We start from the raw sequence: 25,620 nt of genomic DNA, 5'->3' as shown, positions 1-25,620 counted from the left end.
TGGTATGGCAACCAAGAAGTACACGGTCACCCTGCCTGAGGAGTTGGCGGAGGAGATCCGCAGCGAGGTCGGCCCTGGTGCGTTCAGCGCTTATGTCACGCGCGCCATAGAGCGCCAGCGCGAGCATGACCGGCTGGGGGAGCTGGTGGAGCGGATGGAGGGAGAGTATGGCCCGGTGGCGGATACGGACCTGGCGGCTGCCGAGGCGGAGCGGCGCGAGATCGAGCAGTGGTTCGACGAGCGCGATGCGGGCGCGGTGTCGCACAGGTCTGCAGCCTGATGCTGGACATCTCATATGTACTGGACTGCGAGGCCCTCTCCCGCGCGGCGCTCGGAGACGCGGAGATGAGGGCTCGTCTCAAGGACGCTCACCGCGCGGGCATCCGTGTGGTGACCAGTTCGATGACCTTGATCGAGGCCTACCACAGCAAGATCCGGCGGCCCGTCTGGAACTGGACGATGTCCGGCATCGTCGTCGAGCCCGTGACCAAGGACGTCGCCGACGCGGCGATCGGGTTGCTGGGGGCCACGGGACTGCATGGTCACAAGTACGCCATCGACGCGGCGCTCGCGGTGATCGCGGGGCGTCAGGCGGGCCGGGTGGTGGTCTTCACCTCGGATGAGGACGACATGGGCAAGCTGTGCGGGGCGGGAGTGCAGGTGCGGGGGTTGTAGGTCGCCGGACGCGGAAGGGGCCCCGAGGGGCGATCTCGGCACCCCCTTGGCGGGAAGCGGTCGAACGTTGGCACGAATGCGTTGACCGGTGCGCGGACATGCAGCGGCCGCGACGGCTCCCCCTCCGCGCCGCCGCGGCCGCTCCCCCGTACCCCGTCGAAATAGGTCCTTGTCAGTCCTTCGGCTCCGCCGTGGCGTGCATGTCCTCGGTCTTGGCCGTGCCGCTTGTGGCGTGCATGTCCAGCGGCTTGATGGTCCCGCCGGTGGCATGCATGTCCTTGGTCGTGATCTGCCCTGCGTCTTCGCCAGTGGCATGCATGTCCTGCGGCTTGATCTCCGGGTCCTTCTTCGCGTCAGCCATGTCCGTCTGCTTCCCTCGGCGTCTCGATGAGATGGGTCGGCGATGCCCGCCCGGCTGTTCCCCCGTGGACTGCCGGGCGGGCATCTCAGGGCCGTTCACACTAGTGCTACGGCCTTGGCGTCAACCCGTCTGCCCCCCGACGCGGCGGATTGACTTTCACGAGAGTGCCCGGCCGCGATAAACGAACGATGAACGCCGCTCGGTGTGCGCTACGTGGCCGCCGACGACGCGACGGACGCCAACAAAGTGCGCACCTCGGCGGCTTCGTGAGAGCCGAGTTGGTCGTAGATGGCCAGGGCTTCGCGCCAGCACACCTGTGCGCGCCCGAACTGGCCGATGTCGCCCAGGGCCCGGCCGAGAACGGTGAGCACATTGCCCCTCCTCCACTCTCCTCCGATGCCGCGGAGTGAGGTCAGGGCCTGTTCGGCGTTGGTCGCCGCATCCGCCGAGCATCCGGACGCGAGGTCGACCTCGGAGAGGCGGAAGAGGGTCATTCCCTCCCACAGGCGCTGGCGACTTTCTCGGAAGATGTCCAGCGCCTCCAGAAGGCGTTCTGTCGCGGTCGCGAACTGGCCGCTCTGGGTGAGAGCCATTCCCAGTGCATAGCGCCCGTTGGCGCTCCGGAGGGTATGTCCCATGCTGTCGTAGATGTCTATGCCCTGTTGGGCCAGCGAAACCGCACTGTCGGTGCGGTCCGTGGCGAGATGGATGCGCGACAAGTTGCACAACGCACTTGCCTCACCCGGGCGATCCTGGATTTTGCGGAACCGGTCGATGGCCAAGGTGAGGTACTTCTCGCCGTCGTCGTGACGGTTCTGATACAGCGCCATGATTCCGAGGGCGTTCGGAGCCCAGCAGCCGGGGAGGGGGTCGCATGCCGTTTCGACGAGCCGCATGACCTTCTCCGCCTCGTCCTTGGCCTGGTCGAAGCGCCCCGATGTGTGGTGCACATCGGCCAGCGTCATCAGGGCCCGCACCTCCGTGCGTTGATCACGCCCTGCGCGGGCGGCTTCCAGCACGGCGAAGGCGGTGGTCTCGTACTGCTTCGAGTTCGCTCCGGACTCGCCCAGGTCGAGCGCGGACCAGAGCAGATCGACGGCGCGCGGCAGCGTGCCGGCGCTGGACGACTGGCGCACGCAGGACAGCAGGGGACCGGCCTCCGTATAGAGCCAGTCCCGTGCCGTGTGCCTGTCATCGAAAGCCAGCCCCTCGTGCCCCGTCGGCTCCAGGTGATCAACCAGCCGATCCCCCGGCCGCTCCAGCGCATACACCCCCGCCGCCGTCGCCAGATAGAAGTCCAGGAGCCGCGAAAGCGCCAACTCGCGTTCCTTCGGCGGCTGTTCGTCGCGTTCCGCGCAGGAGCGCGCGTAGAGGCGTACCAGGTCGTGGTAGCGGTAGCGGCCCGGTGCCGCGGACTCCACGAGGCTGGTGTCGACCAGGGCCTCCAGCAGGTCCTCCGCCGCGTGGGCTTCCAGGTCGAGCAAAGCCGCCGCCGCGGTCAGGGAGATGTCGGGGCCGTCGGCCAGGCCCAGGAGGCGGAAGGCGCGGGCCTGGGCGGGCTCCAGTTGGCCGTAGCCGAGTTCGAACGTGGCCTTCACCGCGAGGTCGCCGGCCTGGAGTTCGTCCAGGCGGCGGCGTTCGTCGGCGAGTTTGGCGGCCAGGGCGGAGACCGTCCAGGTGCGGCGTGCGGCCAGGCGGGAGGCGGCGATGCGGATGGCCAGGGGGAGGAAGCCGCAGGCGGCGACCACGTCCAGGGCGGCCTCGCGCTCGGAGTTGATGCGTTCCTCGCCCACGATGCGGGTGAAGAGCTGGAGTGCCTCCTCCGGGGACATCACGTCCAGGTCGACCAGGTGGGCGCCGGCCAGGTCGACCATGCGGACGCGGCTGGTGACCAGGGCTGCGCAGCCCGCGGTGCCGGGGAGAAGGGGGGCGGATCTGGGCCGCGTCATGGGCGTTGTCGAGGAGGACCAGTATGCGGCGGCCGTCGAGCGTGGAGCGGTAGAGGGCGGCGCGCTCGTCCAGGGAATCGGGGATGGCCGAGTCCGCAGTGCCGAGGGCGCGCAGGAAGGCGCCGAGGACCGTCTCCGGTTCGGCGGCGCGTGCGCCGGCGCCCTGGAGGTCCACGTACAGCTGGCCGTCCGGGAAGTGCGCTCGCGCCTGGTGGGCGACGTGCACGGCGAGGGTCGTCTTGCCGACACCGCCGATGCCGGCCAGTGCCGAGACGGCCATGACCGAACCCTCGGCGGTCGCCAGCCGGTCGCCCAGCTCCCGTACGAAGGAGGCGCGGCCGGTGAAGTCCGGGACGGTGGCCGGGAGCTGGGCGGGACGCACCGGTGCGGGGGCCGGGGCCGGTTCGTCGGCCGGTCGGGCCAGTTCCTCGTCGGCCTGCAGGATGCGCTGCTGGAGCTGGGAGAGCTCGGGGCGCGGGTCGACACCCAGTTCGTCGGCGAGCAGCCGACGGGTGTCCGCGTACACCGCGAGCGCCTCCGCCTGGCGGCCGCTGCGGTACAGGGCGACCATGAGGAGCTCGCGCAGCCGCTCGCGCAGGGGGTGCGCGGCAGTGAGCGCGGTCAGCTCGGAGACCGCCTCCGCGTGGCAGCCGACCTCCAGGTCGAGGTCGAGGCGGGTCTCGGTGAGCTGGAGCCGCCATTCCTCCAGACGGGTGCGCTGATTCTCGGCGTACGGGCCGGGCACGGAGGCCAGAGCCTCGCCGTCCCACAGGCCGAGCGCCTCGTTGAAGAGGGCGCGGGCCTGGGCGCGGTCGCCGCCGGCCCGGGCCTTCTCCGCCTCGGCCGCCAGCTCCTGGGCGACAGTCAGGTCGAGGGCGTCGTGCCTGGTCCGGATCGCGTAACCGCCGGCGTCGCTGACCAGCGTCTGCGGGTCGAGGATCTTACGGAGCCGGGAGGCGTACGTGCGTACGGCGGCGAGTGCCTGCGAGGGCGGTTCCTCGCCCCAGATGGCGTCGATGAGTTCGGAGGCCGTGGCCGTGCGGCCGCCGCGCAAAAGCAGTGCGGTCAACAGGGCGCGCTGCTGCGGTGAACCGGACGGCAGCGCTTCTCCGGCTCGCCATGCCCGTACCGGGCCGAGCACGGAAAAGCGCAGATCGGTGCCGTCACCCGACCGCTGCCCAGGAGCGCGATGCTCCGGAACATGCATGCGCGGCCCGTTGCCACGGTCCATTGCTGCCCCCTGCCCTGCTTGTCCCGCCGGTCCTGCCGATCGTGCTGGTGCTGTCTGTTTCGGATTGCCCGCCCGCGTGCCGGCCCGGTGCGGGTTGATCCGGATTGCTCGGTACCGCTGGTATCGCGCTCAACAGTCTGCCTTGTTTTGGGCGGACACGTCAGCAGCGGGTGACTCTCTGCACAAGCCCTCGACAACGATTGCGGAACGGGGGGCGGTACAGATAGCTGACGGTACGTCAGATCAGCGCTACCGTGGTAGGCATGGAGACCTTCCCGAAGATCATCTCGGTGGACGACCACACGGTGGAGCCCGCTCATGTCTGGCGGGACCGGCTCCCGTCCAAGTACCTCGACCGCGGTCCGCGGATCGTTCGCGCACCGCTCAAGGAAATGACCTTCATGGGAGGCAAGTTCGCGCCCGTGATGGGAGCGAAGGGCGACGACGGGCCGATCGGCGACTGGTGGGTCTACGAGGATCTGCACCGCCCGCTCACCCGGCTCGACACCGCGGTCGGCTACGACCGGGACGAGATCAGGCTTGAGGTCATCACGTACGAGCAGATGCGTCCGGGGTCGTTCTCGGTCCCCGACCGGCTCGCCGACATGGACGTCAACCATGTCCAGTCCGCCCTCTGCTTCCCCACCTTCCCCCGCTTCTGCGGCCAGACCTTCACCGAAGCGAAGGACCGCGAGCTGGGGCTGCTCGGGGTGCGGGCGTACAACGACTGGATGGTGGAGGAGTGGTGCGGCCCCGAGGCGCGGGGCCGGCTCATCCCGCTCACCCTGATCCCCCTCTGGGACGCGCAGCTGGCCGCGGACGAGGTCCGGCGGAACGCGGCGCGCGGTGTGCGCGCGGTGGCGTTCTCCGAGATACCTCCGCATCTCGGGCTGCCGTCCATTCATACGGACGAGTGGGATCCGTTCCTGCGGGCCTGTGACGAGACGGGGACGGTGATCGCGATGCATATCGGCTCGTCCTCGAAGATGCCGTCCACCTCGACCGACGCCCCGCCCGCCGTCGGTTCCACCATCACCTTCGCCAACTGCTGCTTCTCGATGGTCGACTGGCTGATGAGCGGCAAGTTCGAACGCTTCCCGAACCTCCGGATCATGTACGCGGAGGGCCAGATCGGCTGGATTCCGTACATCCTGGAACGCGCCGACGTGGTCTGGGAGGAGAACCGGGCCTGGGGCGGCGTCGCCGACAAGGTCCACCGCCCGCCGTCGGAGCTGTTCGCCGAGCACGTCTACGGCTGTTTCTTCGACGATGCCTTCGGGCTGAGGAACCTGGACTCGATCGGTGTCGGAAACGTCCTGTACGAGACGGACTACCCGCACTCCGACTCCACCTGGCCCAAGTCGCGCGAGGTCGGCGAGGCGCAGATGGGGCATCTGGACGCCGACGTCGTGGACCGGATCGTCCGCCGCAACGCGATCGACCTGCTGGGTCTGACGGACGACGGGCTGTGGGCAGGGCCCGGAGGACGATAAAGGGGGGAAGACCCCCGGGGCATGATGTCTCCCAGTGCGCGGCCTCACACGGTGCCAAGGTCAAGCAGCGCAGTGCCCGCCTTCCGGAAAAGAGCAGGAGCCCCGTTTCTCCGCCGAGGCGAAGGAACGGGGCTCCTTGGGTACTGCTAGCCGGCCGCGATCGGCCGACCCGGGCAACTAGGCCGGGGTGACGTTCTCAGCCTGCGGGCCCTTGGGGCCCTGGGTGACGTCGAAGTTCACGACCTGGTTCTCCTCGAGGGAGCGGAACCCGGACGCGTTGATCGCGGAGTAGTGAACGAAGACATCCGGGCCGCCGCCGTCCTGGGCGATGAAGCCGAAGCCCTTTTCAGCGTTGAACCACTTGACGGTTCCGGTAGCCATAAGCCCTCCTTGGGCCAAAGGGTTGCCCTGCTCCAGAACCTGCAAAGAAGTCTGAAAACTACAAAAGCCTGCGGGTTACATGCTCCGCAGGCTCTGTACTGCAAGGGAAACCAAACTGCAACTTGCGTCGAGCCTAGCACGCAGCGTGTGCGGAAGGGTAGCTGGAGAGATCACTTCACCCGGATGTTTGATTGCCCGGCTGATGGGCTGACGAAGTGGGGTACCGGAAGGTGTCATCGAAGCGCCTTCAGGGGGTACGGGAGAAGACTTCCGCGCGCACCCGGGAGTGGTGTCGGCGCGACCCGGAGTGGGACCGAGTGCCGCCCCCGCACCCGGTGCCGTCCGGGCGCCGACGCGGGTCTAGCCTCGCGATGTGGACAATTCAATCGTCTCAACCGTCGCAGGCGACGACCGTCGCAGCCGGCCGCGCGTCGGCCACATCCAGTTCCTGAACTGTCTCCCCCTGTACTGGGGACTGGCGAGAACCGGAACCCTGCTTGACCTGGAGCTTTCGAAGGACACCCCGGAGAAGCTCAGTGAACAGCTGATCAGGGGCGATCTGGACATCGGCCCCGTCACACTGGTGGAGTTCCTCCGCAACGCCGACGACCTGGTCGCCTTCCCGGACATCGCGGTGGGCTGCGACGGGCCCGTCATGTCGTGCGTGATCGTGTCGCAGGTGCCGCTCGACCAGCTGGACCGGGCCAGGGTGGCGCTCGGTTCGACCTCGCGCACCTCCGTGCGTCTGGCCCAGCTGCTGCTCGCCGAGCGGTACGGGGTGAGCCCGGACTACTACACCTGCCCGCCGGACCTCGGCGTGATGATGCAGGAGGCGGACGCCGCGGTGCTGATCGGCGACGCCGCGCTGCGCGCCAACCTGCACGACGCGCCCCGGCTCGGTCTCCAGGTCCACGACCTGGGCCAGATGTGGAAGGACTGGACCGGGCTGCCGTTCGTCTTCGCGGTCTGGGCGGCCCGCAAGGACTATCTGGCGGCCGAGCCCCACTACGTGAGCAAGGTGCACGAGGCCTTCCTGGCCTCGCGGGACGTCTCCCTGGAAGAGGTCGCCAAGGTCGCGGAGCAGGCGGCGCGCTGGGAGGCCTTCGGCGCGGGGGTGCTGGAGCGGTACTTCACGACCCTGGACTTCCGCTTCGGCCCGGACCAGCTGAAGGGCGTGCAGGAGTTCGCGCGTCGGGTCGGTCCGACGACCGGCTTCCCGGCGGACGTGAAGGTCGAGCTCCTCGGCGGCTGACCGGACGGCGGTGGGCGGGTGCCGAGTACACCGTGCGCGGGAATGGCTCGGGATATAGGTGAATCCTGTACCGCTGCGGCGGATATCGCTTCCCGCCCCCGCTTTCACTCCTTCTCCCGGCCCGGCTATCGATTCGGGTCAATACGCGTCGAATAGTCGATATCCAGGATGGCGTCCGGGGAGAGACCCGATCGCGTACCGGAATCGCTCGGGTGAACGACACATTCACGCCTTTCGTTGTGTCGAAAGCCGTTGTTCGTTCCCTTGTGGGTGAAATCGGCGGATGGTTTCCTCTGTAACCCGATGACCTTCGCCCATAGGCTTCGGTCGGAGGTCCGGCCGGTCCACAGGGGGAGTCCATATGCAGCCGCTGGAAGCCGGCGAACCGCTGACCATCGGTGCCTACCGATTGCTCGGCAGGCTCGGTGCGGGCGGCATGGGCCGGGTCTATCTGGGGCGCAGCGCGGGCGGACGTACTGTCGCGGTCAAGGTCGTGCACCCCCACTTCGCTCTCGACGAGCAGTTCCGGGCCCGCTTCCGGCGGGAGGTGGACGCGGCGCGGCGGATCGGTGCGCAGTGGACGGCGCCGGTCCTGGACGCCGACCCGGACGCTCCCATCCCGTGGGTTGCCACCGGCTATGTGGCCGGGCCCCCGTTGTCCACCGCGGTCGCCGAGCACGGGCCACTGCCCGAACACGCGGTGTGGACACTGGCCGCCGGACTCGGGGAGGCGCTGGCCGCGGTGCACGAGCAGGGCCTCATCCACCGAGATGTGAAGCCGTCGAACGTGCTGCTCGCCCTCGACGGCCCCCGGCTGATCGACTTCGGGATCGCCCACGCCATCGGTGCCACCGCCTCGCTCACCTCAACCGGGGTCTCGGTCGGCTCGCCCGGCTACATGGCACCGGAGCAGATCCGGGGCGTGGACATCTCGGGTGCGGCCGATGTCTTCTCGCTCGGCGCGGTGCTCGCGTACGCGGCGACCGGTACCGCCCCCTTCCTCGGTGACTCATCCGCCGTACTGCTCTACAAGGTGGTGCACGAGGAGCCCGAGCTGGGGGAGCTGGAGGGGGAGCTGCGAGAGGTCGTCGCCGGGTGTCTGGCGAAGGACCCGGAGGACCGGCCGACCCCTGTGGAGCTGGCCCGGCAGCTGGCGCCGGGTGGGGCGGCGGCGCTGGTGGCGGCGGGCTGGCTGCCCGGTTCTCTGGTGCGCGAGGTCAGCCGGACGGCGGTCGCGCTGCTGGACCTGGAGCCGCAGGACGCACCGGTGGAGTCGGGGCCGGTGCCGTTCAGCGGTGCGGCGTGGGGCGCGAACGGTGCGAACGGTGGGGGTGGTGTGCGCGGTGGGTCCGGCCCGCCGATCGAGCCGCCCCCGTCGCACGGACCGACCTGGCCGCCCCGGCCGAACGGGCCGCCCTCATGGCCCGCGACCGCCGGTATGGCCGATTCGGCCGGGCCGACCGGGGCATCCGGGCTGCCGGGGCAACGTACGCCCGACCCCCGTTTCTCCGTCACCGTCGGCGCGGACTCCGGGCCGGCCCGCCCCAATGCGAACCGCGGCCGGAGGCTGAGCTGCACTGTCGCCCTCGCCGTGGCGGGTGTGCTCGCCGCTGTGACCGTGGGCAGCGCGTACATCTTCGATCTGATGCCGGGCGGCGGCGACCGGGAAGCCGCCGAGCACGGCGATGCCGGCCACACGCCGCCGGCTGCCACGTCCACCGGGCGGCCACCGCAGCCATCGGATTCGGGTGCGGGTGGCTCGGAGCAGATCAGCGGACTTCCGAAGGCGTTCATCGGCACATGGAAGGGCCCGGTCACCGAGAAGACCTCCGGGCAGTCGCACGGCACGCTCACCGCCGTGTTCACTGCGGGGAAGAAGGGCACGGACGTGGTCCGTATGACCACGGAGGTCAGCGCTCTAGGACTGACCGTGCGGTGCAACAGCATCGCAAGTCTCTCGTCCGGCACCGACAAGGAACTGACGCTCCGGGAGCGAACAGATCCGGAGCGCCCCAGCGACAAGACCCTGTGCACGTCCACCACCTCCGACGTCCACTTCACGCGCGCCGCCGACGGCACCCTCCGCTTCCAGTCCGAGGAGAGGGGCGCGGGACTTCCGTACGGCACGCTCACCCGGTCCGGCAGCTGACGCCGACCGGGGCTGGCGTACGCTGAACCGGTCCGTAGATCCGTTGAAAAACCGCCGAAAGGTGACAGCCCGGTGACCGAGAAGGCCGACCTTCAGCCCATCCTCGACCGAGCCGCCGAGGGCGGTCGGATCACCCCGGAGGAGGCTCTCGACCTCTACCGGGCTGCGCCGCTGCACGCACTGGGGGCGGCGGCCGACGCCGTACGCCGACGCCGTTACGCCGGTACGGAGCACATCGCGACGTACATCATCGAGCGCAACATCAACTACACCAACGTGTGCGTCACGGCCTGCAGGTTCTGCGCCTTCTACGCCGCGCCCAAGGACACCGCCAAGGGCTGGTCCCGCGACCTCGACGACATCCTGCGCCGCTGCGCGGAGACCGTCGAACTCGGCGGTACGCAGATCATGTTCCAGGGCGGGCACCACCCGGACTACGGCGTCGAGTACTACGAGGAGCACTTCTCCGCCATCAAGAAGGCGTTCCCGCAGCTGGTCATCCACTCGCTGGGCGCCTCCGAGGTCGAGCACATGGCCCGGATCTCCAAGGTCTCCGTCGAGGAGGCCATCCAGCGGATCCACGCGGCCGGTCTCGACTCCTTCGCGGGAGCGGGCGCCGAGCTGCTGCCGGCCAGGCCGCGCAAGGCGATCGCCCCGCTCAAGGAGTCCGGCGAGCGCTGGCTGGAGATCATGGAGGCCGCGCACCGCCTCGGTGTCGAGTCCACCTCCACCATGCTGATGGGCACCGGCGAGACCAACGCCGAGCGCATCGAGCACCTGCGGATGATCCGCGACGTACAGGACCGGACGGGCGGCTTCCGTGCGTTCATCCCGTACACGTACCAGCCGGAGAACAACCACCTGAAGGGCCGGACACAGGCGACGCTCTTCGAGTACCTGCGGATGATCGCCATCGCCCGGCTCTTCCTCGACAACGTCGCGCACATCCAGGGCTCCTGGCTGACCACCGGCAAGGAGGTCGGCCAGCTGTCGCTGCACTACGGCGCCGACGACCTCGGCTCGATCATGCTGGAGGAGAACGTCGTCTCCTCCGCCGGTGCCAAGCACCGGTCCAACCGCCTGGAGATCATCGACCTGATTCGCAAGGCGGGCCGCGTGCCGGCACAGCGCGCCACGACGTACGAGCACCTCGTCGTCCACGACGACCCGGCGAACGACCCGGTCGACGAGCGCGTCGTCTCGCACATCTCGTCCACCGCCATCGAGGGCGGCACCGCGCACCCGGAGCTGAAGCTCCTGAGCGCCAACTGAGGCTGCTTTGCTGACCGTTCACGCCGCGCCACTGGTTCTTCCGGTCGGCGCGGCGCCCATCGCGCAGGGCGCGGTCGCCGTGGACCGCGACCGGATCGTCGCCCTCGGGCCGTACGACGAGGTCGTCGCCGCCCACCCCGCGGCCCGGGTCCGCACCTGGCCGGGCGTCATCACGCCGGGACTGCGGCAGTGGCACGGGCTGTGGCTGCTCACCCGCTGCTACCACCCCGACCCGCGCGAGGCGGACGCGCTGGGCGACCAGCCGCTGTGGGGCGAGGAATTCCAGCGGCTGGCCGCCGGGATGGACGCGACGCGGTGGGCGGGCAGCGTACGGCGCGGGCTGCAGCAGATGCTGCGGTACGGCACGACGCACCTCGCGGGCCGCTTCCACGACCCGGCCGTCCGCACCGCCGTGGCCCGCTCGGGCCTGACGGAGGTCTCGGCCGTCGGCGCCCCCGGCATCCTGGTCGGCGAACCGAGCCTGGACCCGTTCGTGGCGGGGTACGACCTGCCCGGTTCCGTGCACGGCCCGCTCACCGTCGGCGGCCGCGCCGACCTCGCCGTCTTCGACGTACCCGATGAGCCGGCGCTGTGCGCGGCGGGGGCGGGGCGGTGCGTGGCCACGGTGCTGGGCGGGCGGCTGGTGTACCGGCGTCGCTAGGTGTACTGACCCGTCAGGCCGGGGCCCGTGCTGTCACGGCACGGACGGACCGCGTATGTATGCGCCCGCGGCTGTGTACGGCCACGCGTTGGCGACGCAGCCCTTCAGCCCGTCGATCTGCTGCATCATCGCGGGCGCCTGGCGTCCGGGTCCCGGGCAGGTCTCATGGCCGTGACCCAGCCAGTGGCCGACCTCGTGATTGATGATCAGCGCCCGGTACTCGGCCAGCGGACCGTCGAACTGCGGTGACCCCAGCATCCACCGCTTCAGGTTCACCACGACCGTGGTGCCGACGCGGCAGTTGACCTCGCCGTGTGTGTTCAGCCCGTACGCCCCGCAGAGCCGGTCCACGGTGTCCGGTGTCGCGATCCGGATCACCAGACCGGCCGGGCCCGAGTCGACCTGCTGGAACGCGTCGCGCCCGGTGCGGGTCCAGCCGCGCGGGTCGCCGAACACCTCGGAGACCGCGGCCGCGGCGGGACGCGTGGCCAGACCGGTGCCCTCCTCCACCTCGACGCGATAGCGGTGGACGGTGCCGGTGCCCTGGCTGCCGGTGCGCACAGGGGCGGCGGTGACGAACGTACCGGAGCCATGTACGGGCACGGGCCCGCCCGAGGTCCGGGACCCGTCCGCCCGTTTCCTCCGCTCGGGCCTCTTCTTCGCCCTGCGTTCCTTCCCGGCGTCGGATGCGGCACCCGAGGCGGAGGCGGAGGGGAGCGGACGGCCGGGCCCGGGGGGCGAGGCCGGGGACGACGCCGCCACCCGGTCCGACGGGGCGTCCGCCACCGCAGACCCCCCTTCACCGCCGCCCCACGGCCCCCACACCAGCGCCCCGCAGAGCAGCGCGCCCGGCACCAGCAAGGCGCCCATCACCCGTATCCGGGTCCGTCGGCGGCGGGCCCGCCGGGCCGCACCACGACCACGGCCCCGACCCCGGCGGCCCCGCTCTTCACCCGGCATGGACGGACTCCTGCTTCGGCTCCATCGGGAATGCGTCCGCGTACCGCACGAGGCGCAGGAAGCGGTCGTCCCGGGCGACGTGGAGCAGTTGGTCGGCGGTGACCGGCGCCGAGACCACGGCGGAGTCGGCGGGATGGTCGGCTTCGCTCGCCCGGTGCCAGTACTGGAAGAGCTTGGCCAGCGTCGTCCGGGTCAGATCGCGGGCGCCCTCCGCATCGCCGCACAGCAGATATGCGCGCCGGTACAGACGCCGTTGGTTCGCCCGGGCGAACTCCTCGAATCCGGTGGAGCCCCGGCTGCGGTCCGCGGTCATCTGCCCTTCCTCTCCGGGGTCTCGGTGGTCTCTCACCTCTGTAGTGAGTAATGCCGTGGCCAAAAGGTTGTAGCCGAGTTCCAGAATGTTCCGGCGCCGGCGCACGACCGGCGCGAGGCGGCGCCGACCGGGCTGCTTGAATGGGTGGGTGACCCGAGCATCCCTGGACAAACAGCCGCACGAAGTCGCCTCGATGTTCGACGACGTGGCGGCGAACTACGACCTCACCAACGATGTGCTGTCGCTCGGCCAGGCCCGGCTGTGGCGCAAGGAGGTCGCGAAGGCGGTGCATGCCCGCCCCGCGGAGAAGGTCCTCGACCTGGCCGCGGGCACGGCGACGTCCTCGCTGCCGTTCGCCGCGACGGGCGCGTACGTCGTGCCCTGCGATTTCTCCCTCGGCATGCTCCAGGAGGGCAAGAAGCGCCACTCCTGGCTGCCCTTCACCGCGGGCGACGCCACCCGGCTGCCGTTTCGCGACGAGACCTTCGACGCGGTGACGATCTCCTTCGGGCTGCGCAACGTCCAGGACACGGATGCGGCGCTGCGCGAGCTGTACCGGGTGACGAAGCCGGGAGGCCGCGTGGTGATCTGCGAGTTCTCACAGCCGACCTGGATGCCGTTCCGCACGGTCTACACCGAGTACCTGATGCGGGCGCTGCCGCCGGTCGCGCGCGCGGTGTCGTCCAACCCCGACGCGTACGTCTATCTCGCCGAGTCCATCCGTGCCTGGCCCGACCAGGCCGGACTCGCGGCGAAGCTTCAGCAGGCCGGCTGGTCGAAGGTCGCCTGGCGCGATCTCACCGGCGGTGTGGTGGCGCTGCACCGGGGCGTACGTCCCTGCTGAAGCGCCGACGCCGCCCCATAGACTGCATGGGACAGGTGCCGCGCGGCACGCGATTTCGAGCCCTCGGGAGATCCGACCGTGACCGAGCCCCTCTCCGAACACAGCGCGGATGTGATCGTCGTCGGGGCAGGCCCGGCCGGCTCCACGACTGCGTACTACCTCGCCAAGGCCGGACTGGACGTCCTGCTCCTGGAGAAGACGGCCTTCCCCCGGGAGAAGGTCTGCGGCGACGGCCTCACCCCGCGCGCCACCAAGCAACTCGTCTCCATGGGCATCGACATCTCCGAAGAGGCCGGCTGGCTGCGCAACAAGGGTCTGCGCATCATCGGCGGCGGCGTCCGCCTCCAGCTGGACTGGCCGGATCTCGCCTCGTACCCGGACTACGGACTGGTCCGCAAGCGCGACGACTTCGACGAGCAGCTGGCCCGCCAGGCGCAGAAGGCGGGTGCGCGGCTGTACGAGCGCTGCAATGTCGGCGCCCCGATCGTCGACGACCGCACCGGCCGCATCACCGGCGTCGACGCGAAGCTCGGCGAGGAGAAGACCCCGGTCACCTTCCACGCCCCGCTCGTCGTCGCTGCTGACGGCAATTCCAGCCGGCTGTCGCTCGCGATGGGCCTGCACCGCCGCGAGGACCGCCCGATGGGCGTGGCCGTGCGTACGTACTTCACCTCGCCCCGCCACGACGACGACTACCTGGAGTCCTGGCTGGAGCTGTGGGACCGGCGTGGCCCCCAGGACCGGCTGCTGCCCGGCTACGGCTGGATCTTCGGCATGGGCGACGGCACGTCCAACGTCGGCCTCGGCATCCTCAACTCCTCGTCCGCCTTCAAGGAGCTGGACTGGCGCGAGGTCCTCAAGGCATGGTGCGCGTCCATGCCGGAGGACTGGGGCTACACGCCGGAGAACATGACGCAGCCGATCCGCGGTGCCGCCCTCCCGATGGCCTTCAACCGTCAGCCGCACTACACCAAGGGCCTGCTGCTCGTCGGTGACGCGGGGGGCATGGTCAACCCGTTCAACGGCGAAGGCATCGCGTACGCCATGGAGTCGGGCCAGATCGCCGCGGGCGTCATCGTCCAGGCCCACGCCCGCGCCACCCCGGCCCAGCGCGAACTGGCCCTGACCAACTACCCGAAGGTGCTCAAGGAGACCTACGGCGGCTACTACACGATGGGCCGCGCCTTCGTGAAGCTGATCGGCAACCCGAAGGTCATGAAGGTCGCCACCCAGCGCGGTCTGACGCACCCGCTGCTGATGAAGTTCACGCTGAAGATGCTCGCCAACCTGACCGACCCGACGGGCGGCGACGCGATGGACCGGATCATCAACGGGCTGTCCAAGGTGGCTCCGCGGGCCTGAGCCGCCCCCCGGACCGGCCACGGCCGTGGGCCGGTCCTCTTGATGTACGTATGCCCACGGAGGAGCAGTTGTTGCTCCGTGGGCATGTTGGACCGAGTGAGCGCTTGGCGCCCGGCTCTGCATTCGGGCTGACCGCGGTGGTACTGGGTGCGCTGGCGGTCGCCGTTCCGATTCGGCGCGGGCGTAGCGCCCACCTGCACACCGCACCACTGGTATCCGGCCAACTTACGTACATCGAAGCTGCGTTCATTCCGCAGGTGCCGCAGCCTGCCAGCCCGCACGGCACCGACGCGCATTGCGCACGGTGACGGCTTCGAGCCATGTGCCGGAGCGGCCGGCTAGCCGGGCTCGATTACGGTGCGCGTAGGTACGGATACTCAGAGCTGGTTTGAGTGATCGTGCGGACATGACGCAACGCACCCCGTGCGTAACGTCTGTGTCGGCAATCTCAAAGATCACAGCAGACGTAACTCGGTCGCTTACCCGGACGACGTCCGGGTCACGGGGGAGGGCACGCGCATGGCGTGGGACGAGTGGGAGCAGCTCAAGGCACAGGCCGTCGAGCGACACACCACCCAAATGCAGATCAACAGCCTTCGGGGAGAAGGCGGTTACGCCAGGCCGTCCGGTGGCGGGGGCGGTACTGGCACGCTCAAGCACAGGGGCGGCCCGTGGACGAAGGCGGCCGGCACCGCGGATGATCTCCAGACCAGCACGATCACCGCAAAGGTTGACCTGCGTAGAGCTCACGACGGCACTGTCGGCGGTCTGGCCGGGCTGTCCAGCCTCGGAGCACTCACGTCCGTGCTCACCTCGTGGGACGAACGCCTCGGTCGTCTCCGTGAGGAGTGCAGTTCTTTGGAGCCGAAGCTACGGCAGGTGGCCGTGGACCTTGCTGAAGTGGATGCCGAGGTGGGGGACAAAGCGAAGGCGGTCACGGTGCCGGGCACGAGGAGGGGGGAGTAGACCATGGCCACAGCATCCGGGCTGACATGGCAGCGCCTTCGCGACCTCAACCTGTCAGAACTGACCGATGCCGCCGACGGCTGGCGCGCCGCTTCCTCGTTCGCCGATGCTGCTCGCGAACGCGTCGACGGCGACATGAGCGGCAAGCTCACCAAGACCCAGGACAGCGAGTCCGCCCGAGCAGCCGTCAAGCGATTGAAACGACTGAGCGAGAACTACCACTACGTCCGCACCGAGACCGGTCTCATCCGAGGCGCCCTCGACGGGCTCGCTACCGAACTCAGCGCCCCACAGCGCCGACTGCGCGACGCCCTCGACGACGCCGCTTCTCTCGGATACACCGTCAACGACAACGGCAGTATCGACTACCCGGCCGGTGGCAAGAACGAGATGACGGGCGACATGATTCCCGGCGGCTCCGTGATGGGTAACAACGGCCTTATCGGCGCTGGGAACCCGGGCCTGTACCGCGATGCCAACGGCATGTTAGGCCCCGCTCTGGGCCCGGGTGGTCCCGAGCTGAAGAGTCCCAATCCGCACCGCGCCAAGGCCCAGGACGTCGCCGACCGCCTCGCCCATGCCATGCGGGAAGCACACGAGATCGATGAGCGGTACAGCTCAGCACTCAATAAGCTCAAGGCAGCCCCGGGCCTCACGGTCGACACCAAGACGTGGGCGGACGTGGCCTTGGATGCCGATGCGGTGAGCCAAGCCGCCCACAACTACTTGGAGAAGCACCTTCCGCTCGACAAAACGCCCGCGGAACGCAAGGAGTGGTGGGACCATCTCGGCAAGGAGCAGCGTGCAGAGTACATCTCCGCGTTTCCGGAGCTGATCGGGAACTTGGACGGGATTCCGGCGCTGGCACGCGATGAGGCAAACCGCGAAAACCTTCAGATGCTCATCGGGCAACTCGACGGGAAGCGCGATGACGCTTCCCGAGACATGCTGGGTGGTCTGAAGAAGATCCAGGAGAAGCTGGAGAAAGGCAGCGAGCCGCCGATGTACCTGCTCGGCATCGGCGGCGAGGGCAACGGCCGCGCGATCATTGCCTATGGCAACCCCGACACCGCCGACAACGTCTCGGCTTATGTCCCGGGACTCGGAACCAAGTTGGATGCGGAGTTCGCCGACGGAACGGTCAACCGAGCGCTGCAGACAGCCCTCGGTGCGCAAGAAGCCGACCCGTCCAGTAGAACCTCGTCGATCGTGTGGCTCGGATACGACGCGCCGCAGGCGACGCCGAGTGATCTGGCCAGCGGTAGAAGCGTGATGTTCACGAACGATGCCGAGGCGGGAGCCCCTGACTACAACGCGTTCATGGAGGGGATCTCCGCAACGCACGAGGGCGGAGACCCGCGCGTCACCGCCATTGGACACTCCTACGGCTCCCTCACGGTCGGGCTCGCAGCTCAGGAGGAAGGCGGCATCCCCGGCGCCGATGACATCATCCTGGTCGGAAGCCCCGGCACCGGCGCGGACAACGCTCAGGACCTCAATGTGGGTAAGGGTCACGTGTTCGTGGGCGCAGCCGACAACGACATCGTCACCAAACTCCCGAACCATGAGGAAGCCTCCGGAATGGCCACCGGTGCGGCCGGTGGAGGGTCGGCCGGGTTTGTCCTGGGGGCCGGCATCGCCGGCCCGCCGGGAGCAGTTATCGGTGGCGGTGCTGGGGCCATTGTTGGAGGCATCGGCGGTTACATGGCCCAAAACGCACAGACCGACCCCAGTGAGCATTGGTTCGGTACCGACCCTGCAAGTAGGGATTTCGGAGCCACACGGTTCATGGTGGATGACGGGTCAACCATCGTGGAAGACCGCGGAGAGATGTCGGCGCACTCGAATTACTTCAACCCCGACAAAGATCAGGCCTCGGCCGATAATATTGCCAAGATTGTGGTTGGGAAGTCCGGAAAGATCATTTTGGAGACGCCTCGATGAGGATTTCGGGAGCCGTGGTGCTGGTGGCTGGAGCGCTGCTCCTGGCCGGATGCGGCGTATTAGGCGAATCGGCTGGACGGGAGGTAAAGATGAACATGCAAGAGGCGGCGGTGCGAGCGGACGAAATCCTCGATGGGACGTTCGCCGCCATCAAGCCGCCGGTGCACTGGACGCACGGGCAGTCGACTGAAGGCGGATGTGACGTACAAAGGCGCCGAGCGGTCATGACGATCATCTCGGAGGAACGTCGGGGGAGCTTCCTGGGGATGATCGAGCGCTACTGGGAGAGCCAGGGATACAAGCAGCTCGCAGTGAACAACTCAGATATGCCAGCCATGTACTACAGGACGCCCGACGGATTCAATGTGCGCGTTCTTGTCGGCAGTAACGGGCAAGCTTTTTTTGAAGTTGCGACGCCTTGCGTGAATGCTTCCGAGGTTTCTCCGCCGAAGGCGGAGACGGTTGGCCCGAACTATGCCGGAAAGAGGATTCCTTTTCCTGACGTCAGGTCGGATTTCTGGTCTGCGAAGAGCTCTCCCTCTTCCCGTACGTGATTTTTTGGCAGGGCATCGGATTCTGCTTTTGATATTTTGGCCCGTACTTGCCCGGCGGCGTGTTGCACTCGTTTGCGGCGCCTCCGCGTGCTGTGCGCTGCCGCAGGTGATGCGATGGACCGCATCACGAACGGGCTGTCCCAGGTGGCCCCGAAAGCCTGATCCAGTGACCGGCCGGGGAGGGTGACGTGTTGAGGTCGGCATTCCGGACGGCGGGGCGTCAGTAGCCTCCCGCTCGTCCGTAGCACCGCGCCAGCGCGCGGAAGGCCTGCTTCGGCTTCCAGTGTCAGTCGGACTCCGGGGCGTCGGTGGCAGAGTAGGGGAATCAGGGCGTCGTGTGGGGCCGACTTCTGAAATCGGATCCGCGTCGGCGACGCACAGTGACAGTCTCGCTACTGGTGGGCGTGGAGCAACATTGGGACAGTCCTAAGTTGTGCCGCTGCATGCGAAACGCCCTCCGCCTACCGGGCAGAGGGCGTTCGGGGCGCTGGTCAGATCAAGTGGTCGAACTCGCCGGCCTTCACGCCGAGCATGAACGCGCGCAGCTTGGCGACGCTCGTTGTGACGACCACTTCGGGATCGTCGCTCTCGCGCATCTTGATCGAGCCGTCAACGGAGGCCAGCTCGATGCAGCTCTGATTGTTATCTGCTCCCGAGAAAGAGGACTTCTGCCAGTTGATTGCATCGGTCATGCCGCTTGACTCACACTTCCTGTGCGATGAGTTGGATGAATTGCGCCGACTCCTCCGAGTCGAGTGAGATCGACTTGACGGAATCAAGTAGGGCTCGGTATCTGGCAAGTTGGGCCTCGGCATCCAGGAATCCGGCGTCGAAGGCGCTGTCGATCTGGACGGTGTCGAGTGCTGCGATGTCGGCTCCGGCGTAGAGCATCGAGTGCACCGAGCCGGTGATCTGTGCAGTGAACGGAATGATGCGGATCGTCACGGAAGTCCAGGTCGACACGGTGTGCAGGAAGTCGAGCTGCTCGCGCATCGTGTCCGAGTCGCTGTACCGCATGCGGAGAGCGGCCTCGTGGATGAACGCCTCGAACGGGGTCGGTGTGGGCCGGTCGAAGATGTCGCGACGTCTCACGCGATGTTCGACTCGGGCATTCAGTTCGGCGGCCGGGAGATCGGAAACGCCGCTGCGGATGAGCTCTCGCGCGTATGCCTCCGTCTGGAAGATGCCTGGGATGTTCAGCATCTGAATGGCGCGGATGTAGGTTGCCTGGTGCTCCAGTTCCGCCAGGTCCAAAAAGCCGGGGGAGAGTATCCCGCGATACTCGTCCCACCATCCCTTGGTGCGTTCCTCGGCCATGCTCGCAAGCGCGTCGACGAGATGCTTGTCGTTGGCCGAGTAGTGCGCTGCCAGTCGACGGACCCGCTGGTCGCTCACGCCATACCGGCCGGATTCGATGTGGCTGATCTGGGCGCGCTCGCCGCCCAGGTATGCGGCGGCCTCGCTCCCTGACATCCCGGCCCGTTCACGCAACTTGCGGAGTTCCGCGCCCAAGCGCCTCTGCCTGGCAGTCGGGTAGCTCCTCGGCGGCATCGATCCCTCCCTCTCCTGCGGTACGAGTGTGCCGCCCCACTGTGCCGCCGGTCCACTCGTATGGGTGCTACGGGCGTCACACAGTTGCGCCGTCCCACTGTTGCGCCCTAGCGTCCATCGTTATCGACCCGCCCGTTGGCCCGATCCGAAGTGCAGCCGCTCGTAGGTCAGTTGAACGCGCCCCGCGCGTGCATGCGGCCAATGCCACGGACCGAGACCATGGACACGTGAGTTGGGAGACCTCGGTATGACCTCCGTAACCGCCCCTCCGCACCCGGCCCCCTACCTCCCCCGGCGCGGCGAGCACTACCGTCTCGTCGCGCCGAACAGCCGCACCGCGCCCAGACTCGTGCGCGACTTCCTCGGGACCTTGCTGTACGTCACCGAGCACCCCGCCCTCGCGGACGACGCGCGCCTGTGCGTCAGTGAGATTGTCACCAACGCGCACGTTCATACGCGTTCGCCGCTGATCCGGGTGGACGTCACGGTCAACCGCAGTCAGGTGACCGTATACGTGACCGACGACGATTCCGGTTCGTCGCCCAGCCCTCGGAACGCCGTGCGCCCGGAACAGGACGAACACGGGCGCGGGCTCGTCCTCGTGGACGCCCTCGCCGCCAGCTGGGGATCGACGATCAGCGGCGGGTTGCACGGGCCGGACGTGAAATCCGTCTGGTTCACCCTCGTCGAATGACATCTCCGGAAGAAGGCGAAGCCCTGTCGGGGCCGGAGTGCGCCCACGCCGCGCCCACCGCGGGAGCCGCGGTCGCGAACCCGAGCAGCACGAGCGCCGACACGGACAGGTGGTCGAGAACGGCTCCACCGGCCACGGCGCCGATGGCGATGGTCGCCTGGAAGGACGCGGTGAACAGGACGGACGCCGCTCTGTCGGCAGGTTCGCGACCTCAACGATGTCCGCCGCGGTGATGTCGCATTTCAGCGGACGGCCCCGGATCCGGGCGGCGCGGGGCACGGCGACCCGGATCCGGGCGGCGCGGGGCACGGCGACCCGGATCCGAGCGGCGCGGGGCACGGCGAAGGGCCGTCGCTCCCGAGCGGGGGAGCGACGGCCCTTCGCCGTCTTCACACGCGCCTGCGCGCGTTCACGCGCGTTTGTGAATCAGAGAACGCGCACCGCGCCGGACGGCGGGTCGTAGGACAGCGGGCGCTGCACCACACCGGTGCTGGAGTTCTGCGCACCGACGAACTCGCCGCCGCCCACGTAGATCCCGACGTGGTACGCGCTGCCCGCGCCACCCCAGTACAGGATGTCGCCCGGCTGGAGGTTGCTCAGGGAGACCTGGGTGCCCGCGGTGGACTGGGCCTGCGAGACACGCGGCAGGTCGACGCCGACCGAGCTGTACGCGGCCTGGACGAGGCCGGAGCAGTCCCACGAGTTGGGGCCGGTGCCGCCGGACACGTAAGCGTCGCCGACCTGGGCCTTCACGAAGGCGACGATGGACGCTGCGGAGCCGGTCGCGCTCGACGAGGAGGAAGAGGAGGACGTGGACACGGCCGTAGCGGCGTTGGAGCCGGACGTCGAGCTGGGCGTCGTACGGGCCTCGGTGCGGGAAGCGCGCTCGGCGGCCTGAGCCTTGGCCTCCGCTTCTGCCTTGGCCTTGGCTGCCGCCTCCGCCTTCTCCTTGGCCTCTGCCTTGCGGACCGCCTCCGCCTTGGCCTTCTTGGCGCTCTTGGCCGCAGTGGCGGCTGCGGCGTCCTCCTGGGCCTGCGTCTGCATGTCCTGGGCGACCTGCTGCGTGGCCTCAGCGGACGCGGCGACGGCCGTGGAGAGGTCGGCGGTGATGGTGGGCATCTCGATGGTCTGGGTCACCGGCTCGGCCTGGGCCGTACCGGCCGCGCCTGCGACCGCGATGGTGCTGAGGACGCCACTGGCAACTCCGGCCCGCAGTGCCGTCTTCGGCGCGTTTCGGCGGGGCTTCCGGTGGCTGGGTATGTGAGCGGTGTGGGACATGGGTACTAGCGCTATCAGGGCCCTGGGGCTCGCATCAAGAAAGGTGTGTTGCGACACAGTTACGTCCGGAATCTGTGAATCCGCTTTCTGGTGACCCTTATTGACGGCGTAACGGGCAAACCGGGCATGCGTGATCACCGCTGTGATCACGGGCTTTCGGTAATTCGCCCGAATTGCCCACCGCCTACCATCCGCTCGCACTGATGGCCAAGCCCGCTTTTATTGGAGCCTCGAAGGAGTGGCATAGGTCACATTGTGGTCGCCGCGTGGCGGGCGCGTGAGCGGCTCCGGCGTGAGGCTGGGGCGGATCGTCGGCCGGTCGGCTTTTCATCCGAAAGATCGCGATTGCGGGTACGTGTCCACTTCGCGCGGCCCGAACCCCTCGCGCGGGTGAGTCCAGAATGGAGTGGATTCCCCTATCACGTATCTGTGTCCATTGCTAATTTGCACATAGAGGCGTCTGATTGTTAATGGAAAACTGCTTTGACCAGCGACAACAGCATCAGATGTCACGGCTCGTGACCGTGCGGCCTCTTTGCGTGTGAAGATCGGCCCTCATCCGGCTTCATGATCATTCGTCGGGTGGCAGAGATCACAAACTCGGTGTACTACTCCGTGTCGCAGATCACAGGATGGCGGGCATAGGATGCGGGGCAGTCGGGCTTGTGAACTGCCTCACATGTGCACGATCTTGGTGGGGTGGCAAGCCGAATCGCCCGATGCGGTCCAACGGTCAAGGACGACTGGAAGGAGCGAGGAGCGTGAATGCCTACGCGCCCATCCTCGTGCTCGGCGCCCTCGGGGCAGGGTTTGCGATCTTCTCCGTGGTCATGGCCACGCTTATCGGCCCGAAGCGGTACAACCGAGCAAAGCTCGAAGCGTACGAGTGCGGTATCGAACCCACTCCCACTCCGGCCGGAGGCGGCCGCTTCCCCATCAAGTACTACCTGACGGCGATGCTCTTCATCGTCTTCGACATCGAGATCGTCTTCCTCTACCCCTGGGCGGTCACCTTCGACGCCCTGGGGATCTTCGGGCTCGTGGAGATGCTGCTCTTCGTGCTCACTGTCTTCGTCGCCTACGCGTATGTATGGCGTCGCGGCGGCCTGGAATGGGACTGAGGGGCACACCATGGGACTCGAAGAGAAGCTGCCCAGCGGCTTCGCGCTGACCACTGTCGAGCAGGCCGCCGGCTGGGTACGGAAGGCCTCCGTCTTCCCCGCCACCTTCGGCCTCGCCTGCTGCGCCATCGAGATGATGACGACCGGAGCCGGGCGCTACGACCTGGCCCGTTTCGGGATGGAGGTCTTCCGCGGATCGCCGCGGCAGGCGGATCTGATGATCGTGGCAGGGCGGGTCAGTCAGAAGATGGCGCCCGTCCTGCGGCAGGTCTACGACCAGATGCCGAACCCCAAGTGGGTTATCTCCATGGGGGTTTGCGCATCATCGGGCGGGATGTTCAACAATTACGCCATTGTTCAGGGTGTTGATCATATTGTCCCGGTTGATATCTATTTGCCGGGCTGTCCGCCACGGCCCGAGATGCTGATGGACGCGATCCTCAAGCTCCACCAGAAGATCCAGAGCTCCAAGCTCGGGGTCAACGCGGAGGAGGCCGCCCGCGAGGCGGAGCACGCGGCGCTCAACGCACTGCCCCTGATCGAGATGAAGGGGCTCCTGCGATGAGTGAGAACCAGCACCACGACGAGCAGAACAACAACGGCGTGCCCGCACCGCGCGACACCGGCGAGGTCATCGGCGTACGCAAGGGCATGTTCGGCGCCAACAACGGCGGCGACACCTCGGGCTACGGCGGCCTGGTCCGCACGGTCACGCTGCCGGGCGCCACCTCCCGGCCGTACGGCGGCTGGTTCGACGAAGTGGCCGACGAGCTCGAAGGGGCCCTGGAGGAGCAGGACCTGCTTCCCGCCAACGCCATCGAGAAGACCGTCGTCGACCGCGGCGAGCTCACCTTCCACATCGCCCGCGAACACCTCGTCCGGGTCGCCCGGACCCTGCGCGACGACCCGGCGCTGCGCTTCGAGCTCTGTACGGGGGTGAGCGGCGTCCACTTCCTCGGCGACAAGGGCCGGGAGCTGCACGCCGTCTACCACCTGCGCTCGATCACGCACGGCCGGCTGATCCGCCTGGAGGTGTCGGCCCCGGACAGCGATCCGCACGTCCCGTCCCTCGTCGAGGTCTACCCGACCAACGACTGGCACGAGCGCGAGACCTACGACTTCTTCGGGCTCGTCTTCGACGGGCACCCCGCCCTCACCCGGATCATGATGCCGGACGACTGGCAGGGCTTCCCGCAGCGCAAGGACTATCCGCTCGGCGGCATCGCCGTCGAGTACAAGGGCGCCCAGATCCCTGCTCCGGACCAGCGGAGGTCGTACTCCTGATGACTACTCCCCATGCAACGCCTCGCGCCACGACCGAGGGGACCGTATATACAGTCACCGGCGGCGACTGGGACGAGGTCGTCGAGTCCGCGGTCAAGTCCGACGACGAGCGCATCATCGTCAACATGGGCCCCCAGCACCCGTCCACGCACGGGGTGCTGCGGCTGATCCTGGAGATCGACGGCGAGACCGTCACCGAGGCCCGCTGCGGCATCGGCTACCTCCACACCGGCATCGAGAAGAACCTCGAATTCCGGAACTGGACCCAGGGCACCACCTTCGTGACGCGCATGGATTATCTGACGCCGTTCTTCAACGAGGCGGCGTACTGCCTGGGCGTCGAGAAGCTCCTCGGCATCGAGGACCAGATCCCCGACCGGGCCAGCGTCCTGCGCGTGCTCCTGATGGAGCTCAACCGGATCTCCTCGCACCTGGTGTGCATCGCCACCGGCGGCATGGAGCTCGGCGCCACCACGATCATGATCTACGGCTTCCGCGATCGTGAACTCGTTCTCGATCTCTTCGAGCTGATCACCGGCCTGCGGATGAACCACGCGTTCATCCGGCCCGGCGGACTCGCCCAGGACCTGCCGCCCGGCGCGATCGACCAGCTCCGCGAGTTCGTGAAGACCATGAAGAAGAACCTGCCGGAGTACGACAAGCTCGCCACCGGCAACCCGATCTTCAAGGCCCGCATGCAGGACGTCGGCTATCTCGACCTGACCGGCTGCATGGCACTCGGCGCCACCGGCCCGATCCTGCGCTCCGCCGGACTCCCGCACGACCTGCGCAAGACGGACCCGTACTGCGGCTACGAGAACTACGAGTTCGACGTCCCCACCGCCGACAGCTGCGACGCCTACGGCCGCTTCCTCATCCGGCTGGAGGAAATGCGCCAGTCGCTGCGGATCGTCGAGCAGTGCATCGACCGGCTCGCCCCCGGACCGGTGATGGTCGCCGACAAGAAGATCGCCTGGCCGGCGCAGCTCGCGCTCGGTCCGGACGGGCTCGGCAATTCGCTCGACCACATCAAGAAGATCATGGGCACCTCCATGGAGGCCCTGATCCATCACTTCAAGCTGGTGACCGAGGGCTTCCGCGTCCCTGCCGGGCAGACGTACACCGCGGTCGAGTCACCCAAGGGCGAGCTCGGCGTCCATGTCGTCTCGGACGGCGGCACCCGCCCCTACCGGGTCCACTTCCGCGACCCGTCCTTCACCAATCTGCAGGCCATGGCGGCGATGTGCGAGGGCGGCCAGGTCGCCGACGTCATCGTCGCCGTCGCGTCCATCGACCCCGTGATGGGAGGCGTCGACCGGTGACCG

The 25,620-nt window shown here is 68.1% G+C and carries 23 protein-coding genes and 2 pseudogenes; 17 read left to right on the top strand and 8 right to left on the bottom strand.

Going from position 1 to position 25,620, the window contains the following annotated elements; genetic code table 11:
* The first annotated feature begins 4 nt into the window (after positions 1 to 4).
* On the top strand, positions 5 to 280 hold the full coding sequence (locus tag ABT115_RS24480; protein WP_351793605.1) for a hypothetical protein: 276 nt from the start codon (positions 5 to 7) through the stop codon (positions 278 to 280).
* Positions 280 to 675, top strand: a complete 396-nt coding sequence (locus ABT115_RS24475; RefSeq protein ID WP_351793602.1) for a hypothetical protein — start codon at positions 280 to 282, stop codon at positions 673 to 675. The genes ABT115_RS24480 and ABT115_RS24475 overlap by 1 nt, the downstream gene beginning before the upstream one ends.
* A gap of 172 nt (positions 676 to 847) precedes the next feature.
* On the opposite strand, the gene ABT115_RS24470 is transcribed toward ABT115_RS24475, so the two are convergent.
* Together ABT115_RS24470 and afsR are read right to left on the bottom strand one after the other, a co-directional pair.
* Positions 848 to 1,036, bottom strand: coding sequence for a hypothetical protein (locus ABT115_RS24470; RefSeq protein WP_351793599.1), 189 nt, complete (start codon positions 1,034 to 1,036; stop codon positions 848 to 850).
* Between the two features lie 209 nt (positions 1,037 to 1,245).
* Positions 1,246 to 4,216, bottom strand: a pseudogene (gene afsR / locus ABT115_RS24465) (SARP-family global regulator AfsR).
* 263 nt (positions 4,217 to 4,479) lie between these two features.
* Here afsR and ABT115_RS24460 point away from each other — a divergent pair.
* Positions 4,480 to 5,709, top strand: a complete 1,230-nt coding sequence (locus tag ABT115_RS24460) for an amidohydrolase family protein (protein WP_351793597.1) — start codon at positions 4,480 to 4,482, stop codon at positions 5,707 to 5,709.
* Positions 5,710 to 5,886: 177 nt separating this feature from the next.
* On the opposite strand, the gene ABT115_RS24455 is transcribed toward ABT115_RS24460, so the two are convergent.
* Positions 5,887 to 6,090 (bottom strand): cold-shock protein, encoded by a 204-nt coding sequence (locus ABT115_RS24455; RefSeq protein ID WP_003967102.1) that lies wholly within the window; start codon positions 6,088 to 6,090, stop codon positions 5,887 to 5,889.
* 373 nt (positions 6,091 to 6,463) lie between these two features.
* Between ABT115_RS24455 and ABT115_RS24450 the strand changes: the two genes are divergently transcribed.
* From ABT115_RS24450 to ABT115_RS24435, 4 genes are all read left to right on the top strand, one after another.
* Positions 6,464 to 7,342, top strand: coding sequence for a menaquinone biosynthetic enzyme MqnA/MqnD family protein (locus ABT115_RS24450; RefSeq protein ID WP_351793594.1), 879 nt, complete (start codon positions 6,464 to 6,466; stop codon positions 7,340 to 7,342).
* A 361-nt stretch (positions 7,343 to 7,703) separates the two neighbouring features.
* The gene (locus ABT115_RS24445; RefSeq protein ID WP_351793591.1) at positions 7,704 to 9,491 is read left to right on the top strand and encodes a serine/threonine-protein kinase; all 1,788 of its coding nucleotides are present in this window, start codon (positions 7,704 to 7,706) and stop codon (positions 9,489 to 9,491) included.
* Between the two features lie 72 nt (positions 9,492 to 9,563).
* Positions 9,564 to 10,763 (top strand): cyclic dehypoxanthinyl futalosine synthase, encoded by a 1,200-nt coding sequence (gene mqnC / locus ABT115_RS24440; protein WP_351793588.1) that lies wholly within the window; start codon positions 9,564 to 9,566, stop codon positions 10,761 to 10,763.
* Positions 10,764 to 10,770: 7 nt separating this feature from the next.
* The gene (locus tag ABT115_RS24435) at positions 10,771 to 11,424 is read left to right on the top strand and encodes an imidazolonepropionase-like domain-containing protein (RefSeq protein ID WP_351793585.1); all 654 of its coding nucleotides are present in this window, start codon (positions 10,771 to 10,773) and stop codon (positions 11,422 to 11,424) included.
* Positions 11,425 to 11,457: 33 nt separating this feature from the next.
* On the opposite strand, the gene ABT115_RS24430 is transcribed toward ABT115_RS24435, so the two are convergent.
* Positions 11,458 to 12,384 carry a DUF3152 domain-containing protein gene (locus tag ABT115_RS24430; RefSeq protein ID WP_351793582.1) on the bottom strand — a complete coding sequence of 309 codons (927 nt, stop codon included), beginning with the start codon at positions 12,382 to 12,384 and terminating at the stop codon, positions 11,458 to 11,460.
* Between the two features lie 130 nt (positions 12,385 to 12,514).
* Positions 12,515 to 12,697: pseudogene (locus ABT115_RS24425) on the bottom strand (SigE family RNA polymerase sigma factor); the annotation flags it as partial.
* A gap of 148 nt (positions 12,698 to 12,845) precedes the next feature.
* Here ABT115_RS24425 and ABT115_RS24420 point away from each other — a divergent pair.
* From ABT115_RS24420 to ABT115_RS24400, 5 genes are all read left to right on the top strand, one after another.
* Positions 12,846 to 13,541: a demethylmenaquinone methyltransferase gene (locus tag ABT115_RS24420; RefSeq protein ID WP_351793579.1), complete on the top strand. Its 696-nt coding sequence runs from the start codon at positions 12,846 to 12,848 to the stop codon at positions 13,539 to 13,541.
* A gap of 78 nt (positions 13,542 to 13,619) precedes the next feature.
* Positions 13,620 to 14,903, top strand: coding sequence for a geranylgeranyl reductase family protein (locus ABT115_RS24415; RefSeq protein ID WP_351793577.1), 1,284 nt, complete (start codon positions 13,620 to 13,622; stop codon positions 14,901 to 14,903).
* 519 nt (positions 14,904 to 15,422) lie between these two features.
* Positions 15,423 to 15,869, top strand: coding sequence for an amino acid ABC transporter permease (locus tag ABT115_RS24410; RefSeq protein WP_351793574.1), 447 nt, complete (start codon positions 15,423 to 15,425; stop codon positions 15,867 to 15,869).
* A 3-nt stretch (positions 15,870 to 15,872) separates the two neighbouring features.
* Positions 15,873 to 17,813, top strand: a complete 1,941-nt coding sequence (locus tag ABT115_RS24405; protein ID WP_351793572.1) for an alpha/beta hydrolase — start codon at positions 15,873 to 15,875, stop codon at positions 17,811 to 17,813.
* A gap of 14 nt (positions 17,814 to 17,827) precedes the next feature.
* Positions 17,828 to 18,367, top strand: coding sequence for a hypothetical protein (locus tag ABT115_RS24400; protein ID WP_351793569.1), 540 nt, complete (start codon positions 17,828 to 17,830; stop codon positions 18,365 to 18,367).
* A gap of 491 nt (positions 18,368 to 18,858) precedes the next feature.
* Here the strand turns inward: ABT115_RS24400 and ABT115_RS24395 are convergent, their stop codons facing one another.
* Together ABT115_RS24395 and ABT115_RS24390 are read right to left on the bottom strand one after the other, a co-directional pair.
* Entirely contained in the window at positions 18,859 to 19,059 is a 201-nt protein-coding gene (locus ABT115_RS24395; protein ID WP_351793567.1) for a DUF397 domain-containing protein, read from the bottom strand.
* 10 nt (positions 19,060 to 19,069) lie between these two features.
* Complete coding sequence (locus ABT115_RS24390) at positions 19,070 to 19,879, bottom strand: helix-turn-helix domain-containing protein (RefSeq protein ID WP_351793565.1); 810 nt, start codon at positions 19,877 to 19,879, stop codon at positions 19,070 to 19,072.
* Positions 19,880 to 20,165: 286 nt separating this feature from the next.
* Between ABT115_RS24390 and ABT115_RS24385 the strand changes: the two genes are divergently transcribed.
* Positions 20,166 to 20,612: an ATP-binding protein gene (locus tag ABT115_RS24385; protein ID WP_351793562.1), complete on the top strand. Its 447-nt coding sequence runs from the start codon at positions 20,166 to 20,168 to the stop codon at positions 20,610 to 20,612.
* A gap of 426 nt (positions 20,613 to 21,038) precedes the next feature.
* On the opposite strand, the gene ABT115_RS24375 is transcribed toward ABT115_RS24385, so the two are convergent.
* The gene (locus ABT115_RS24375) at positions 21,039 to 21,890 is read right to left on the bottom strand and encodes a C40 family peptidase (RefSeq protein ID WP_351793559.1); all 852 of its coding nucleotides are present in this window, start codon (positions 21,888 to 21,890) and stop codon (positions 21,039 to 21,041) included.
* A gap of 761 nt (positions 21,891 to 22,651) precedes the next feature.
* On the opposite strand from ABT115_RS24375, the gene ABT115_RS24370 reads away from it, so the two are divergent.
* Genes ABT115_RS24370 through ABT115_RS24355 form a run of 4 tightly spaced genes read left to right on the top strand, consistent with a single transcriptional unit; the run spans position 22,652 to position 25,617 of the window.
* A complete protein-coding gene (locus ABT115_RS24370) occupies positions 22,652 to 23,011 on the top strand; it encodes an NADH-quinone oxidoreductase subunit A (RefSeq protein ID WP_003992243.1) in 360 nt (119 codons plus the stop codon).
* Positions 23,012 to 23,021: 10 nt separating this feature from the next.
* Positions 23,022 to 23,576, top strand: coding sequence for a NuoB/complex I 20 kDa subunit family protein (locus ABT115_RS24365; RefSeq protein ID WP_351793556.1), 555 nt, complete (start codon positions 23,022 to 23,024; stop codon positions 23,574 to 23,576).
* Positions 23,573 to 24,295 (top strand): NADH-quinone oxidoreductase subunit C, encoded by a 723-nt coding sequence (locus tag ABT115_RS24360; protein WP_351793553.1) that lies wholly within the window; start codon positions 23,573 to 23,575, stop codon positions 24,293 to 24,295. Before ABT115_RS24365 ends, ABT115_RS24360 begins: the two co-directional genes overlap by 4 nt.
* Positions 24,295 to 25,617, top strand: coding sequence for an NADH-quinone oxidoreductase subunit D (locus ABT115_RS24355; RefSeq protein ID WP_327369242.1), 1,323 nt, complete (start codon positions 24,295 to 24,297; stop codon positions 25,615 to 25,617). The genes ABT115_RS24360 and ABT115_RS24355 overlap by 1 nt, the downstream gene beginning before the upstream one ends.
* The last annotated feature ends 3 nt before the right edge of the window (positions 25,618 to 25,620 follow it).

It is taken from the genome of Streptomyces sp. NPDC001832 (assembly GCF_040297265.1).
GTDB lineage: Bacteria > Actinomycetota > Actinomycetes > Streptomycetales > Streptomycetaceae > Streptomyces.
Note: the sequence above shows the minus strand (reverse complement) of the source record. Positions and strands in the feature narration are given on the sequence as shown.

Bases quoted from the DNA above. Each gene is read 5' to 3' on its own strand.
- ABT115_RS24355 (WP_327369242.1), top strand. From the start codon at position 24,295: ATGACTACTCCCCATGCAACGCCTCGCGCCACGACCGAGGGGACCGTA.
- ABT115_RS24445 (WP_351793591.1), top strand. From the start codon at position 7,704: ATGCAGCCGCTGGAAGCCGGCGAACCGCTGACCATCGGTGCCTACCGA.
- ABT115_RS24385 (WP_351793562.1), top strand. From the start codon at position 20,166: ATGACCTCCGTAACCGCCCCTCCGCACCCGGCCCCCTACCTCCCCCGG.
- ABT115_RS24455 (WP_003967102.1), bottom strand. From the start codon at position 6,090: ATGGCTACCGGAACCGTCAAGTGGTTCAACGCTGAAAAGGGCTTCGGC.
- ABT115_RS24395 (WP_351793567.1), bottom strand. From the start codon at position 19,059: ATGACCGATGCAATCAACTGGCAGAAGTCCTCTTTCTCGGGAGCAGAT.
- ABT115_RS24360 (WP_351793553.1), top strand. From the start codon at position 23,573: ATGAGTGAGAACCAGCACCACGACGAGCAGAACAACAACGGCGTGCCC.
- ABT115_RS24375 (WP_351793559.1), bottom strand. From the start codon at position 21,890: ATGTCCCACACCGCTCACATACCCAGCCACCGGAAGCCCCGCCGAAAC.
- ABT115_RS24410 (WP_351793574.1), top strand. From the start codon at position 15,423: ATGGCGTGGGACGAGTGGGAGCAGCTCAAGGCACAGGCCGTCGAGCGA.
- ABT115_RS24480 (WP_351793605.1), top strand. From the start codon at position 5: ATGGCAACCAAGAAGTACACGGTCACCCTGCCTGAGGAGTTGGCGGAG.
- ABT115_RS24430 (WP_351793582.1), bottom strand. From the start codon at position 12,384: ATGCCGGGTGAAGAGCGGGGCCGCCGGGGTCGGGGCCGTGGTCGTGGT.
- ABT115_RS24405 (WP_351793572.1), top strand. From the start codon at position 15,873: ATGGCCACAGCATCCGGGCTGACATGGCAGCGCCTTCGCGACCTCAAC.
- ABT115_RS24475 (WP_351793602.1), top strand. From the start codon at position 280: ATGCTGGACATCTCATATGTACTGGACTGCGAGGCCCTCTCCCGCGCG.
- ABT115_RS24470 (WP_351793599.1), bottom strand. From the start codon at position 1,036: ATGGCTGACGCGAAGAAGGACCCGGAGATCAAGCCGCAGGACATGCAT.
- ABT115_RS24365 (WP_351793556.1), top strand. From the start codon at position 23,022: ATGGGACTCGAAGAGAAGCTGCCCAGCGGCTTCGCGCTGACCACTGTC.
- ABT115_RS24460 (WP_351793597.1), top strand. From the start codon at position 4,480: ATGGAGACCTTCCCGAAGATCATCTCGGTGGACGACCACACGGTGGAG.